Below are 13,591 nucleotides of genomic sequence, written 5' to 3' on the forward strand. Positions count from 1 at the left end.
GTACAGTTCCGAGAGCCTCCACCTGGTCAGGGGTCGGTGATGGCTGTAACAGTATTTGTATAACTGAGCGCTGTAAAAGTCCGATTTGTTATAAGTTAATTATAAAAAATAGACATTACTATTAATTATAAAATGCGCAGTATTAATGTTGTGCCGGTGCGTGCATGCACAAGAAACTGTGGGAGCGAGCCTGCTCGCGAAGGCGGTGTGTCAGTAAACGATGAAGTCGACTGACCCAACGCTTTCGCGAGCAGGCTCGCTCCCACAGGTTACTCTTTCCCCAAGGGTTTCCTTTCGCCAAATCGAGCCGGGTCAATACCCGCGCTGTACATCCGCCAGGTTCTCCGGCACCCATCCGGCCAGGAAACGCTCCAGATTCGCCAGGAAGCTGTCGGCGATTTCGTAGCGACTGTTGCTGGAAATCGCCGAGGTGTGGGGGGACAGACGCATCCTGGGATGGGTGTAGAACGGATGGCCATCGGGCAGTGGTTCCGGTTCGGTGACGTCCAGGGATGCGAGGCCGATGAGTCCGCTGTCCAGCGCCTCAAGCAACGCGTCCTGGTCCAGCAAGCCGCCCCGGGCGATGTTGATCAGGTGCAGGCCCGGCTTGGCGCTGGCGAGCACGGTGCTGTTGACGATGTGCCGGGTTGCTTCGGTCAATGGCGCGGCCAGCACGAGGTGATCGGATCGGGAAAACAGCGCATGGATATCTCGTGCGGCCTCGATGCCCTCGACGTCGAAAGGGGTCTGGCTCTGGCGCAACGCCAATACGTTGATGCCCAGGGCATGAGCCTTGATCGCCAGGCTGCGACCAATCGCACCAAACCCCAGGATTCCCAATGTGCTGCCCTTGAGGGGCGCCAGGGCGCTGAAATTCCATTGCGCATCGTGCACCCAGATATCCGGTAGCCGCTTGGCTGCGGCAAAGATCGCGGCCAGGGCGAATTCGGCGATGTTCTCGGCGGCGCTGCCCCGGGAGGTGCTCACGGGTGGGCCGTCGAAAAGCCATCTGGGGTAGAAGTCGATACCCGAAGACACCACCTGGACCCATTTCAAGCCGTACGGCCAACCCGGAGGTGGCGTGTCCGGGGCCAGATAACCGCGCACATTGATCGGCCGCGCCAGCAAGACAGTGGCGGTGGCCGGCAGATCGCTGGGAACACCGGCCGGTACGGCAAGTACCTCGCTGCCAGGGTGTGTCAGCGCGAGGCGCTGGCGAATCACATCGTTGAAGTCTTCATCCAGTTGGCTGGCGATCACAAGCGTGCTCATGGAATGTCCTTTTTCTGGCGTTGGGCGAACACTGCCTTGCCGACGCCTTGCAGCACGGCATCGTTTTGCGGGGTGTGGACGCGGCTGCACAGAACATCGCGGTAATGCCGTTGCAGCGGATTGTGCCGTGACAGGCCGGGGTTGCCGGACGCTTCGATGGCGAGCTCGACCGCACGGATCGCGTTGCCAGTCACCAGATACTTCAACTGCGCGGCGTGTTGGGCCGGGGTAAGCCCCTCGGCGGCGGCATCCAGCAGGCTGCGGTTGGCGAACAGCAGGGTATCGATGTGCCCGACGATTTCCTGGAAACGCGGCAGCGTCGCCAGCGCGGCACCGAGGTTGGCCGGCTTGCGTTGTTCCAGCCAACCGACAAACCAATCACGTGCGGCTTGCGCGACGCCGTCATAGACCGCCGCCAGCAACACCGACATCCACAGGAAGCCCTCGCTGTCGAGTTCCGGTTGCGGTGCGCTCCAGGGACTGACGCTGACCGCGTGATCCAGTGGCACCAGCACGTTGTCGAACAGCACTTCGTGGCTGCAGGTGGCGCGCATGCCCAAGTGGTCCCAGTCCTCGATGATGCTGATCCCGGGCGTATCCTTATGCACCAGCCAGGCGCCTACCAGCGGGTCTTCGTCGGTGCTGCGGGCCCAGACGCTGAACCATGTCAGGCCGTGGCTGCCGGTGGAATAGATCTTGCGCCCGCTGATTCGCCAGCCCTCCGAGGTGCGCCTGGCAATGGTCGCCGGCAAACCGCCACGGGCCGGAGTGCCCAGGTCGGGTTCGACGCGCAAGGCATTGATCAGCGCACCGTCGCGAACGGCATCCTGGGCCACGCGCAAACGCAATGCTTCGGGCCAGCTCCGGCTGTCCTGCAGGCGCGAGTGCTGGAGATATTGCATCACCAGAATCAGCGCTGTTGAGGGTTCGCCCTTGGCGACCGCCGCAATGACGTTGCGTGCCTGCGCCAGGCTGGCACCACCGCCGCCGAGTGCCTTGGGCACCGTCAGGGCCAATAGGCCGTGTTCGTGCAACAGCTTGAAGTTCTCCCGGGGGAATTCACCGCTCTCGTCATAGACGTGGGCGGTGGCGCCCAATCGTTGGCTGAGGCGTTCGAGCACGGTGTCGAAGTCGGCGACGTCGACCGATTGCAACAAGGGCGGACGTAAAGAGGAAAGACTCATGGCGGGTTCACTCGATCAAAAAGGTAAGCGCCTGCTACAGCCCGGCAGGGCTCACAGCGGCAGCAGGCGGAAATGGCGGTCCCACAGGGGACCGACGTCGAGCCGTTCGTTCAGCACGCCGGCCGCGAAGAACAGATCGGCGACTTCCTGTTGCGAGGCGATGGCCTGGTCATTCACTTCGATGATTGTCGTCGGCTGGCTGCGGTTGTTGTACATGTCGAGAAACACTGCTTTGTCGACGCCCAGCAACTGTGCCGACTTGGTTGCCCACGGCTCGGGATTGTTGTTGATCCATTCCCAGGTGCGCGCCTGGCGCTGGATGTAATCCTGGATCGCCTGTTTGCGCAGCGGGTCTTCCAGGGCCGCGGGTCGTGCGGCGATCAGGTAGTTGCCCGACAGATAACCCAAGGCGGTCTTGAGTACCCGGGCGCCACTGCGGAACTTCGCCAGTTGAATGAACACGCCATAAATCACCCAGGCATCCAACTGGCCGCTCTGGAATGCGCTGAAACCGTCCTGGGGCGTGAGTGCCACCGCAGTGATGTCATTCATGGTCAGGCCTTGTTCCTTCAGAGCCTTGATCAGGAAATAGTGGGACGTGGTCGAACGCACATAGCCGACCCGCTTGCCGCGCAACTGGCCGATCGATTCGATGGGCGAATCCTTGGGAATCAAGAACACCTGGTTGTTCACGTCACCTTGAAGCACGGCGATCAGGCGCGGTTGGCGGTGGCTCTGGATGGAAAAGATGGGTGGGATTTCACTCATGCCGCCGACATCCAGGCTGCCGGAAGCCAGCGCTTCGACGATCAGGTTACCGCCGGCAAACTCGGAATATTCGACCTTGTAGGGCGTGTTGCCGGTGCCGGCATCCTCGACGAAATAAGAATCCTGCCCACGGTAGGTGGCGACCCCCAGGGTCAGGTCCGCCAGTTGTTTGCCTTGGGCAAAAACACGCGGGGCGAGGCCCAGTGACGACAGCCCCAGAGCACCCAGGGCGAAGGAACTGGCCGTGAGGAAGTCGCGACGATTGATTGAGTTCATGCCACGGCCTCGCGAGTCGTCTCAGTCGCCTGGGGCGCCTGCGCGTAACGGTTGGTCGGCACTGGCAAGTCCAGGTTGTCCCGCAGCGTATGGCCGCTGTATTCGCTGCGAAACAGACCGCGCTGCTGCAGGACCGGCACGACCAGTTCAGTGAAATATTGCAGGCCGTCCGGCAGCAAGGAATTGATGATGAAACCGTCGGCTGCGCCGTTCTCGAACCAGGCCTGAATAGCGTCGGCGACCTGTTCGGGTGTGCCGACAAAGTCGCGCCGTGGTTGGGAGAAGCGCAGGGCGACCTCGCGCAAGGTCAGGCCTTCGTCACGGGCCAACTGTTTGATCCGGTCCGACCCACCTTTCTGGCTGTTGGCCCCCAGGTCGCCCAGTTCGGGGAAGGGAGCGTCCAGTGGGTATTGACTGAAATCATGGTCATTGAAGGGGCGGCCGAGGGCGACGATGGCATCTTCAATGCTCACCAGGGACACCGCCTGCTGGTAGCGCTCTTCGACTTCGGCTTCATCGCGACCCACGATTGGCCTGATCCCGGGCAGGATCGACAGTTGCGCCGCATCGCGGCCAAAGCCCTTGGCGCGGCGTTTCAGGTCCTGGTAATAGGCCTGCGCTTCTTCGAAGCTTTCGGCGCCAACGAAAATCGCATCGGAGTTTTCGGCGGCGAAGTTTCGTCCGTCCTCGGAAGTCCCGGCCTGGAAAATCACCGGTTGGCCTTGGCGGGAGCGGGCGATATTGAGCGGGCCCTTTACCGAAAAGAATTCCCCCTTGTGCTCCAGCGCGTGCAGCTTGCCGGGGGCGAAGAATTCGCCGGTCTGTTTGTCATAGGTGAAGGCGTCGTCTTCCCAGGAATCCCACAACCCTTTGACCACCGCCACGTGCTCCTTGGCAATCCGGTAGCGCACGGCATGGGGCGGGTGCTCGCTCTTGCCGAAATTATCGGCGGTGCCACTGAGCCACGACGTCACCACGTTCCAGCCAGCGCGCCCACCGCTGATGTGGTCCAGCGAGGCGAACTGGCGCGCCACTTGGTAGGGCTCCGTGTAGCTCACGGTCACGGTGGCCACCAGGCCGATGTTCGACGTCAGTGCCGCAAGCGCCGAAAGGATGGTCAGCGGCTCGAAGCGGTTGAGGTAGTGCGGGCTGGATTTTTCATGGATGTGCAGGCTGTCGGCGATGAAGACGAAATCGAACTTGGCGCCTTCGGCCAGTTGCGTCTGGTGCTTGTAGAAACCGAAGTCGGTGCTGGCATTGGGTTGCGCCTGCGGATGGCGCCATTCGCCCCAGCCGTGACCGACGCCATGGACCATTGCACCGAGTTTGAGTTGGCGTTGCTTGCTCATGGTTCTGCTCCTTTAGCGCGAAGCCTGGGTGAGGGGGGCACGCAGGGGGTTGAAGCTCTTGTCGAAGCCTTGGGAGACGTCGATGTGGCGAGTCAACAACCCTTCTTCCTGATAAATATCGGCGGTTGTCTGCAGGCCGCTGACCACCGCGTCGTCAATGGCTACTGGCTGCATGTGGGTCGCGTTGGCTACGGCCAGGTGCACGTCCAAGGGCAAACCAGTGATCTTGGCCTGTGCAGCGGCGTACTCGTTGGGGTGGTCGTTGCTCCAGCGATAGGCGCGGTCGACCCGGGCGACAAAATCGTCCAGTTGCTGGCGCTTGTCGGCAATGGCCTGGCTGGTGGCGGCGAGGTAGAGATGATTGCTCAGCAGGTTGCTACCGCTGACCAGCACCTTGGCCTGGCTTTGCGCGGTGACGACGGTGGTGAACGGGTCCCAGGTCGACCAGGCGTCCGCGGTGCCGTTATCCAGCACCAGCCGGGATTCGCTGGGCAGCAGGAAAACGAATTCCACGTCTGCGGTACTCAGGCCTGCGCTACGCAGGGCCTTGATAGCCAGGTAGTGCCCGATGGAGCCGCGCGTGGTGACGATGCGCTTGCCCTTGAGGTCGGAAACAGCCTTGATCGGAGAGTCCTTGGGCACAAGAATCGCAGTGGTGTTGCGTCCTTCGGCGTGGATGATGCTGACGACCTTGAGCGACGCACCGGCGCCCAGGGCGAACACATAGGGCGCGTCACCGAGGGCGCCGATGTCCACGGCCCCGGCATTCAGCGCTTCGCCCAGCGGCGCGGCGGCGGGGAACTCGGAAAACTGGATGGTGTAAGGCACGTCCTTGAGCTCGCCGGACACTTCCAGCAAGGCCTTGATGGTGGATTTCTGGTTGGCGACGCGCAGCGGCTGCAAGTCGGCGGCGTGGACCGAGCCAAAGGCAAGGGTGATCAACAGCAGGGGGAGGGTCAGGCGCATTGCGGGTCTCCAGGCTATCCGTGTTGCGTTCAGTCGCCTCCGCCTGGAGAAGGGGTCGGCTGGTGTAGAGGGGCGATCATTCGGCCCCCTGTGCGTTCAGATGACAAAAAATCCGTGGGTGCCGTCGCGGGCCAGCTGGTCTACGAGGCCATACTCCCAATCCAGGTACGCCTGCATGGCTTCCCTAGGGCTGTCGGTGCCCTCGTAAGGTCGACGGTAACGGTCGATGCGCGGCGAGGCGAGGCGGGTTTCGCCCTGCTCCAAGGGCCGTTGCGCGGCGATCCAGGCGGCGGTGCCGTCGCGCAGCAGGAACACGGCTTTGCCGGTGATGGCCTCGACCTCGGCCACCGCCAACCGTGCCAACTGGCTGCTGCCGCAGGTCAGCACGTAACGTTGGGCGGAGGGCACTTTGCCGAGGGTTTCACTCAGTTGCGCGCGCAATACCCACCAGGCGCCCGGGATATGGCGCTTGACGTAGTTGGCGCTGCTGGTGAAATCCAGCACTACCGTGTCACCTTCGTCCAGCCATTGGGCAAGCGTGTCAGGGCTGATTTCCTCGGCCTGGGGCGGTACAGGAACGGGGGCTTTCCACGGGCCCCGTTCACTGAAGTGCGCCGGCTGCAGATCGTCCAGTACGTACACGTCCCAGCCCAGTTGCGCGAGCCAAGAGGCGGTCATGTTTGCCCGTACGCCGTCGTCATCGACCAGCGCCAGGCGCGCACCGCGGACGCTGGCGAAGTGATCGGTTTCCTGCACCAGTTGCCCGCCGGGGGTGGAACGGGAAGCGGGCAGGTGGCCGGCCTCGAATTCCTCCGGGGTGCGTACGTCGAACAGGTAGGTGCTGCGTGCCGGCTCCTGCTGCCAGCGATGCAGGTCGGCGAGGGTGGCGCGACCGACCAGCGCCTTGTCGGCAACCCGGCGGGCATCGCGGGCGGCAATGTCTCGATGTTCCTCGCCGGTGGCGGCGAATCGGCGTGACTGGCCGTGCTCCAGTGCCTGGCCGGCCAAGGTCCAGCCGATGGTGCCGTTGCGCAGGGCGGACACCGGGTTGGCGATGCCCGCATTGATCAATGACTGGGTGCCGATGATGCTGCGGGTACGCCCGGCGCAGTTGACAATGATTCGGGTGGACGGATCCGGCGCCAGCTCTCGAGCACGCAAGACCAGTTCCGCCCCCGGCACACTGATGCCGCCGGGAATGCTCATGGTCTGGTATTCGTCGAAGCGTCGAGCGTCGAGCACCACCACGTCGGCCTCACTGTCGAGCAGCGCTTTGACCTCTTCCGCCGCCAGTGACGGCGTATGGCGCTGACTTTCCACCAGTTCGCCAAAGGCCTTGCTAGGCACATTGACGTCGATGAACAGCTCGCCACCGGCCTTGCGCCAACCTTCCAGGCCGCCTGCGAGCACGCTGACATTGACATAGCCCAGGCCCTGCAAGCGCTGCACTGCGATGTCGGCCAGGCCTTCTCCGTTGTCATAGACCGTGACCTGGGTGTCGCGCCTCGGAATACGCGAGTAGACCTCCAGTTCCAGCTTCGACAGTGAAATGTTAGCGGCAAACAACGGATGGCCCTGGGCAAAGGGAGCCTCTTCACGCACATCGACGAGGGCCAACTCTTCACGGTCCAGCAACGCCTGGCGAATTTGCGAGTAGGAGCGGGTGCGTACGGTGCTCATAGGGCTTGGCTCTCTTTGGACAGGTCCCAGATGTTGGGGAGGAAGGCGTTGGAATAACCGGAAATGAACAGCTTCTCGCTGCCGTCGGGCTGGTACACCGCGCGGCGGACGGCGCCGATGTTGGCGCCATAGACGTGGATGCTGATGGACACCTGGTCATCGAAGGCATTGCTGACTTGATGGATGTCGCCAACCTTGGGAGAGACGGCTTCTACTTGACCAGGACGCAGTTCGACGCGTTCGCCCTCGGCGAGCAGGTGCCCGTCAGGGTGACGGTGAAAACCCTGGGAATATTCAGCCCCGCGCAGCATGCCGATCAGCCCCCAGACCCGGTGATCGTGGATCGGTGTGCGTTGCCCGGGTCCCCAGACAAAACTGACGACGCTGAAGCGCTGCCGTGAATCGGCGTGCAACAAATATTGTTGATAGCGCTCGGGGTCTGGCCTGGCGAAATCTTCGGGTAGCCAATCGTCGTGGCTGACGAGCTGGGCAAGCAGCTTGCCGCCGCGATGGAGCAGGTCGCCTTCGCGGGGATTGCTGTCGATCAACTCCGCCAGCGCGCCAATGAATGCTCTTAATCTCTCTGGGTGTCGGGCCTGGGTCATGGCACTTCCGTCTTCATGGGGATGCGTATGCTGTGTCTTATGTAAGCATAATGATTTGAAGTAATATGCTATTTTTTTATGATTAGCTTATAGCTGGAACGAATTTAGACTGGCTCGATCTAGCGTTAGAGGTTATTGGTCGGTGGGCTGGGCTATCCAGCCACGGGCAATGGCACTATGCTTTTCACACATCTTATTGACTGTTCTCTATGTGCGGGCCAAATGAAAATTGACGATATTGACGCCTTTGTCGAAGTGATTCGTTGCCAGTCCATCAGCCATGCCGCCGAGACATTGCAGTTGACGCAACCGGCGATCACGCGGCGCGTGCAGAACTTCGAGCTGGCGTTGGGTGTGGAGTTGTTCGACCGCAACACCAAGCCGCTCAAGCCCACCTTGATCGGCACGCGGGTCTACGAGCAATGCCGTTTGATCCTGCGGGAGATGGATGCCCTGCGGGAACTGGTCGCCACCGACGCGCCGCCGACCGGGCTGTTGCGCCTGGGTGTTCCGCAAACGATTGGTGATGTGGTGTTGCTCGATGCCCTCAAGCACTTGCGTAGCGAATACCCCGAGTTGCGCGCCCAGGTGGCCACGGGCTGGGGCAGTCAGTTGGTCGGCAAGATCGAGCGTGGCGAGCTGGATGCGGCGGCGGCGTTGTTTCCTGCCGGCAAGATCTTCCCCGACAACATTGTCGGGGAGTCGATCGGCAAGATGGAGCTGGTGGTGGTCTGTGCCAAGGCGCAACTGCCCAAGCGCCCCTGCAAGCTGGCCGATGTCTACCAGAATGGTTGGGTCCTCAATCCCGACGGCTGCGGTTTTCGCGCCGGGTTGCAGCGGACCTTGTCCGACCAGGGCTTGGCCCTGCGCGTAAACCTGGAAACCTTCGGCACCGAGTTGCAGTTGGGCCTGGTCGCCGATGGCCTGGGTCTTGGCCTGGTGCCGCGTCCGTTGTTGGAGCGCAGCGCCCATCGCGATCAACTGGCAGCCATGCCCCTCAAGGATTTCAAGCCGGTGATGGACCTGTGGCTGATCTACCCGCACTTTCTCGGCAACCTGCAAGGGCCGGTGGATGCCTTCGGCAAGCTGGTGGCCGGATCGTTGCAGAAGATCAAGAGTGCTGCGTAAGGCGTGGGGGAGCGTCTTTATAATAAAAAAAAATAATAATTAGCTTAGATTAAAATGTGCTTTTTATTATTTTTTGCCTTCCCCTAGGCTTGCTGGAGATCCTTAAGGCCATCCAGGAAGTCTCGTCATGAGCAGCGTCAGCCCACTGTCCAGCGTTTCGAAAAATGTCCGTCAACGCGTCACTCCCGAGGAATGGGAGGTACGCGTGAAGCTGGCCGCCGCCTACCGGTTGGCGGCCCTGTTCAAATGGACCGATCACATCTACACGCATTTTTCCGCACGCGTGCCCGGGCCTGACGAACATTTCCTGATCAACGCGTTCGGGTTGTTGTTCGATGAGATCACCGCTTCCAACCTGGTCAAGGTCGACGTCGATGGGACCCTCGTCGATGACCCGACGGGACTGGGCATCAACCACGCCGGCTATGTGATCCACAGCGCAATCCACGGTGCGCGTCCCGATCTGCAAGCCGTTCTGCACACCCATACCCGCGACGGCATCGCGGTGTCCGCCCAACGGGATGGCCTGCTGCCGATCTCCCAGCATTCCATCGCTTTTTCCGGGCGGGTGGCCTACCACGGCTATGAGGGCATCGCGCTTGACCTCGACGAGCGCGAACGGCTGGTGGCGGATCTGGGGGACAAGAGTGTGCTGATCCTGCGCAATCATGGCCTGTTGACTGCGGGCGTTAGCGTCGAACATGCGTTCCAGCAACTGCAAGGACTGGAGCGCGCCTGCAACATCCAGATCGCGGCGCAGGCCGCTGGCAATGCCGAGCTGATCTTTCCGCCCGCCGACGTGGTCGCCAAGGTCGAAGCCCAGGCCGAGACGCTCAAGAAGGGCGATGGGCCGGGCGTTGCGCGGCATTGGAATGCACTGATTCGGCAGTTGGAAAGGACCGACCTCGACTACAAGAACTGAGCCTTTGGCAGTCAACCGGAAACATTGTGGGAGCGAGCTTGCTCGCGATAGCGTCGTGTCAGCCAACATTGATATTGCTGGTCCACCGCTATCGCGAGCAAGCTCGCTCCCACAGGGGATAGGTACTGACCGTGGATTTTGCCGTCAACTGGGTAAACATTGTGGGAACGAGCTTGCTCGCGATGGCGTCAGGTCAGCCGGTATCGATGTTGGCTGGTCCATCGCTATCGCGAGCAGGCTCGCTCCCACCTATTCCGCGTGTCGCTTTCAAGCCACCTTTTCAGGAGCCTGGCGTTCGCGCTCGGCAATCAGTTGGCGGGTCAGCGGAATCAGCCGCTTGCCGTAATCGATGGCGTCTTCGAGCGGATCGAAGCCGCGGATCAGGAAGGTGGTGATGCCCAGGTCGTAGTAGTCGAGCAGCGCTTCTGCCACTTGTTCGGGGGTGCCCACCAAAGAGGTCGAGTTACCCTGTGCGCCCAGCAGGCCAGCGATGCCGGTCCACAGCCGCTTATCCAGGCGCGAGCCCTGGGCTGCGGCCGCCAGCAGGCGTCGCGAGCCTTCGTTCGGTGGATCCCGGCGCACGAATCCATTGCGTTCGGCCAATGTCCTCGCCTGTTGCAGGATGCGTTCGGCGCGTTCCCAGGCATGCGCCTCGGTGTCGGCCAGAATCGGTCGCAACGACAGGCTGAAGCGGATGCTGCGGCCATGTTTGGCGGCTTCGGCACGCACCTGGTTCACCACCTCGCGCACTTGCTCATAGGTTTCCCCCCACAGCGCATAGACATCCGCATGCTTGCCCGCCACCGCGATGGCGGCCGCCGACGAACCGCCGAAGTACAGTGGGATATGCGGCTGCTGCGGCGATTTCACATCCGAATGCGCGCCTTCGAACTGGTAATACTGGCCTTGATAATCGAAGGGCTTGTCCCGGGTCCATTCCTGGCGCAGCACGTCCAGGTATTCATCCGTGCGGGCGTAGCGCTCATCCTTTCCAATGTAGCTACCGTCGGCACGCAGCTCCCGATCATCGCCGCCCGTGATGATGTGCACGGCGGTGCGCCCGCCATTGAACACATCCAGCGTGGCGAACTGGCGAGCTGCCAGGGTTGGCGCAACGAACCCAGGTCGGTGTGCGATAAGGAATTTGAGCTTTTTCGTTACGCTGGCAGCGTGGGAAGCGATCAGCGTGCTGTCCGGACTGTTGGAATGAAACGCGACCAACGCCCGGTCGAAACCTGCTTCTTCGTGGGCCCGGGCCACTTTCTCCACATAATCGGGTTGCAGGGTTAGGCCGCTGCGAGGGTGGATCTCCGAGGCGTGGTGGCCGCCGATGAAACCGATAAATTCAACACTCATGGTGGATTCCTTTTCTTTGAACGGGTGTGATTTCACCTCCACCAGGCAAGGGGTCGGTTCGTGACGAACAAAGGTAGGCGTGCCGTGTTGGCCTGTGAAATGCCGATTTGTTCTATGTTAAGTATCAAATATATTAATTAAATATCGTAAAAATTATCAGGTATATGCATTTTAAGGTGGGCGGTTCGCGAGCCCGCCAACGACGCTGCCTAGGTCGCATTATCATGCAAATAATTTATCTGAAATTGGCTATATCTGATTTCTAATCATATTAGGTTATTCCCAAAAAGAATTTCACTGCGTTTTTTTATGCGAATAGCATGAAAACGAAGCTGATGCATGGCGCCTCCGGCCATGTTCTTTATGAGGAAGGAAGCCTGATGAGCAACAAGACTTTCGAGACACAAGGCACCAGCAGCTCGTTATTCATCGACAAGACCGCAGGCCTCAGCGCAACGGGGCAGGGTGTATCTAGGCTGGCCCCCGACTGGTTGCGTCGTTGGCGCACGCCAGAAGCGCTGCTGCGCTTGATCAGCCCGATTGTGCTGCTGCTGTTGTGGGAACTGGCGTCGCGCTGGGGCCTGATCCCGCAGCGGGTCATTGCCGCGCCGTCGCAGATCGGCGGAACGCTTTGGGCCATGATCGTCTCGGGTGAGCTTGGCAAGCATCTGTTGGTCTCGCTGCAACGGGCGCTTGTAGGGTTGAGTATCGGCGTCACCATCGGTGTGATCGCGGCGCTGATCAGTGGCCTGACGAAACGCGGCGAGGTGGTCCTCGATTCGCCTATGCAGATGTTGCGCACCATCCCTTCGCTGGCCCTCGTGCCGCTGTTCATTCTCTGGTTCGGCATTGGCGAATTCACCAAGATCGCCCTGATTGTCATCGGCACCACCTTCCCGGTGTACCTGAACCTGTTTGCTGGCATTCGCAATATCGACCCCAAGCTGATCGAGGCGGCCAACACGTTGGGGCTGAGCCGTCGAGAGCTCATATGGCATGTGATTCTGCCGGGCTCCTTACCCTCGTTTTTCGTCGGCCTGCGCTACTCCCTGGGCATTTCCTGGCTGGCCCTGGTATTCGTCGAGCAGATCAACACCACCGCCGGCATCGGCTACCTGGCCAGCGATGCGCGAGATTTCATGCGCACCGATGTCATCGTGATTTGCTTGCTCATCTACAGCGTCCTCGGTCTGTTGATCGACGGATTGATCCGCACGCTGGAGCGATTTGCCCTGGCCTGGCGCCCAACTTTTGTGAGGAACTGATATGTCGAGCATGGATCTGGTGAATGCATCCAAACCCACGGAATCCGTAGCGCCTGTGCAATTGCGCAACGTGGTGCGTCAATTCGGCCAGCAGCGGGTCATCGATGGCCTTGATCTGGATATCGCCCCGGGAGAGTTCGTCGCGCTGCTCGGCGCCAGTGGCTCGGGCAAGACCACCTTGCTGCGCAGCCTGGCAGGGCTCGACAGTATCGACAGTGGGCAACTGCGAGTGCCCAAGGCACGGGCAGCGGTGTTCCAGGAGCCCCGGCTGATGCCCTGGAAGCGCGCTTGGAAGAACGTGATCCTCGGCCTGCGCGTGCCCAACGCCAAGACCCGCGCGGTGGAGGCATTGACCGAGGTGGGGTTGGCCCATCGGCTGGAAGCTTACCCGGCGACGCTGTCTGGCGGCGAAGCCCAGCGGGTGGCGTTGGCCCGCGGTCTGGTGCGCGAGCCCAAGCTGTTGCTGCTGGATGAACCGTTCGCCGCACTCGATGCGTTGACCCGGATCCGCATGCATCGGCTGATCATCGATTTATGGCGCAAACACACACCCGCCGTGCTGCTGGTGACCCACGATGTGGACGAAGCGATCCTGCTGGCCGATCGGGTCATCGTGTTGGCCAACGGCAAGATCGCCGAACAATTGACGATAGATCTACCCAGGGCGCGGGACACCGGTCAGCAAGGTTTCCAGCAAATCCGTGCGCGTCTGCTGAAGTTGCTGGGTGTTGAAACGCTGGAACCTGTGGCCCAGGCAAACGGCGCTGCGCTTCAGGCTACCAATGGCAGCGTCCGGCGGTTTGCCCATGGATAATCTGTC

12 protein-coding genes are annotated in these 13,591 nt (G+C 61.2%); 4 read left to right on the forward strand and 8 right to left on the reverse strand.

The features are described 5' to 3' along the window. Positions 1-312 precede the first annotated feature (312 nt). The 7 genes from Q7C33_RS07015 to Q7C33_RS07045 all read right to left on the reverse strand — a co-directional run bounded on the left by Q7C33_RS07015 (position 313) and on the right by Q7C33_RS07045 (position 8,100). Positions 313-1,272, reverse strand: a complete 960-nt coding sequence (locus Q7C33_RS07015) for a D-isomer specific 2-hydroxyacid dehydrogenase family protein (protein WP_264425946.1) — start codon at positions 1,270-1,272, stop codon at positions 313-315. Beyond that, positions 1,269-2,456 (reverse strand): acyl-CoA dehydrogenase family protein, encoded by a 1,188-nt coding sequence (locus Q7C33_RS07020; protein WP_407683056.1) that lies wholly within the window; start codon positions 2,454-2,456, stop codon positions 1,269-1,271. The genes Q7C33_RS07015 and Q7C33_RS07020 overlap by 4 nt, the downstream gene beginning before the upstream one ends. 51 nt (positions 2,457-2,507) lie before the next feature. Further along, entirely contained in the window at positions 2,508-3,500 is a 993-nt protein-coding gene (locus tag Q7C33_RS07025) for an ABC transporter substrate-binding protein (protein ID WP_264425948.1), read from the reverse strand. After that, positions 3,497-4,849, reverse strand: coding sequence for an LLM class flavin-dependent oxidoreductase (locus Q7C33_RS07030; protein WP_407683057.1), 1,353 nt, complete (start codon positions 4,847-4,849; stop codon positions 3,497-3,499). Before Q7C33_RS07030 ends, Q7C33_RS07025 begins: the two co-directional genes overlap by 4 nt. Positions 4,850-4,861: 12 nt before the next feature. Further along, positions 4,862-5,815 (reverse strand): ABC transporter substrate-binding protein, encoded by a 954-nt coding sequence (locus Q7C33_RS07035; RefSeq protein ID WP_264425951.1) that lies wholly within the window; start codon positions 5,813-5,815, stop codon positions 4,862-4,864. A 96-nt stretch (positions 5,816-5,911) separates the two neighbouring features. Beyond that, on the reverse strand, positions 5,912-7,495 hold the full coding sequence (locus tag Q7C33_RS07040) for a rhodanese-related sulfurtransferase (RefSeq protein WP_264425952.1): 1,584 nt from the start codon (positions 7,493-7,495) through the stop codon (positions 5,912-5,914). Further along, complete coding sequence (locus tag Q7C33_RS07045) at positions 7,492-8,100, reverse strand: cysteine dioxygenase (RefSeq protein WP_264425954.1); 609 nt, start codon at positions 8,098-8,100, stop codon at positions 7,492-7,494. The genes Q7C33_RS07040 and Q7C33_RS07045 overlap by 4 nt, the downstream gene beginning before the upstream one ends. Before the next feature lie 222 nt (positions 8,101-8,322). On the opposite strand from Q7C33_RS07045, the gene Q7C33_RS07050 reads away from it, so the two are divergent. Both Q7C33_RS07050 and Q7C33_RS07055 read left to right on the forward strand, forming a co-directional pair. Beyond that, positions 8,323-9,228, forward strand: a complete 906-nt coding sequence (locus Q7C33_RS07050) for a LysR family transcriptional regulator (RefSeq protein ID WP_053184418.1) — start codon at positions 8,323-8,325, stop codon at positions 9,226-9,228. 127 nt (positions 9,229-9,355) lie between these two features. After that, positions 9,356-10,150 (forward strand): class II aldolase/adducin family protein, encoded by a 795-nt coding sequence (locus tag Q7C33_RS07055; RefSeq protein ID WP_407683058.1) that lies wholly within the window; start codon positions 9,356-9,358, stop codon positions 10,148-10,150. 267 nt (positions 10,151-10,417) lie between these two features. Here the strand turns inward: Q7C33_RS07055 and Q7C33_RS07060 are convergent, their stop codons facing one another. Continuing rightward, positions 10,418-11,506 carry an LLM class flavin-dependent oxidoreductase gene (locus Q7C33_RS07060; RefSeq protein WP_407683059.1) on the reverse strand — a complete coding sequence of 363 codons (1,089 nt, stop codon included), beginning with the start codon at positions 11,504-11,506 and terminating at the stop codon, positions 10,418-10,420. A gap of 380 nt (positions 11,507-11,886) precedes the next feature. Between Q7C33_RS07060 and Q7C33_RS07065 the strand changes: the two genes are divergently transcribed. Next, positions 11,887-12,771, forward strand: coding sequence for an ABC transporter permease (locus tag Q7C33_RS07065; RefSeq protein WP_046061825.1), 885 nt, complete (start codon positions 11,887-11,889; stop codon positions 12,769-12,771). A gap of 1 nt (position 12,772) precedes the next feature. After that, positions 12,773-13,585 (forward strand): ABC transporter ATP-binding protein, encoded by an 813-nt coding sequence (locus Q7C33_RS07070; protein WP_046061824.1) that lies wholly within the window; start codon positions 12,773-12,775, stop codon positions 13,583-13,585. The last annotated feature ends 6 nt before the right edge of the window (positions 13,586-13,591 follow it).

It is taken from the genome of Pseudomonas sp. BP11-1-1, from assembly GCF_052112105.1.
GTDB lineage: Bacteria > Pseudomonadota > Gammaproteobacteria > Pseudomonadales > Pseudomonadaceae > Aquipseudomonas > Aquipseudomonas alvandae.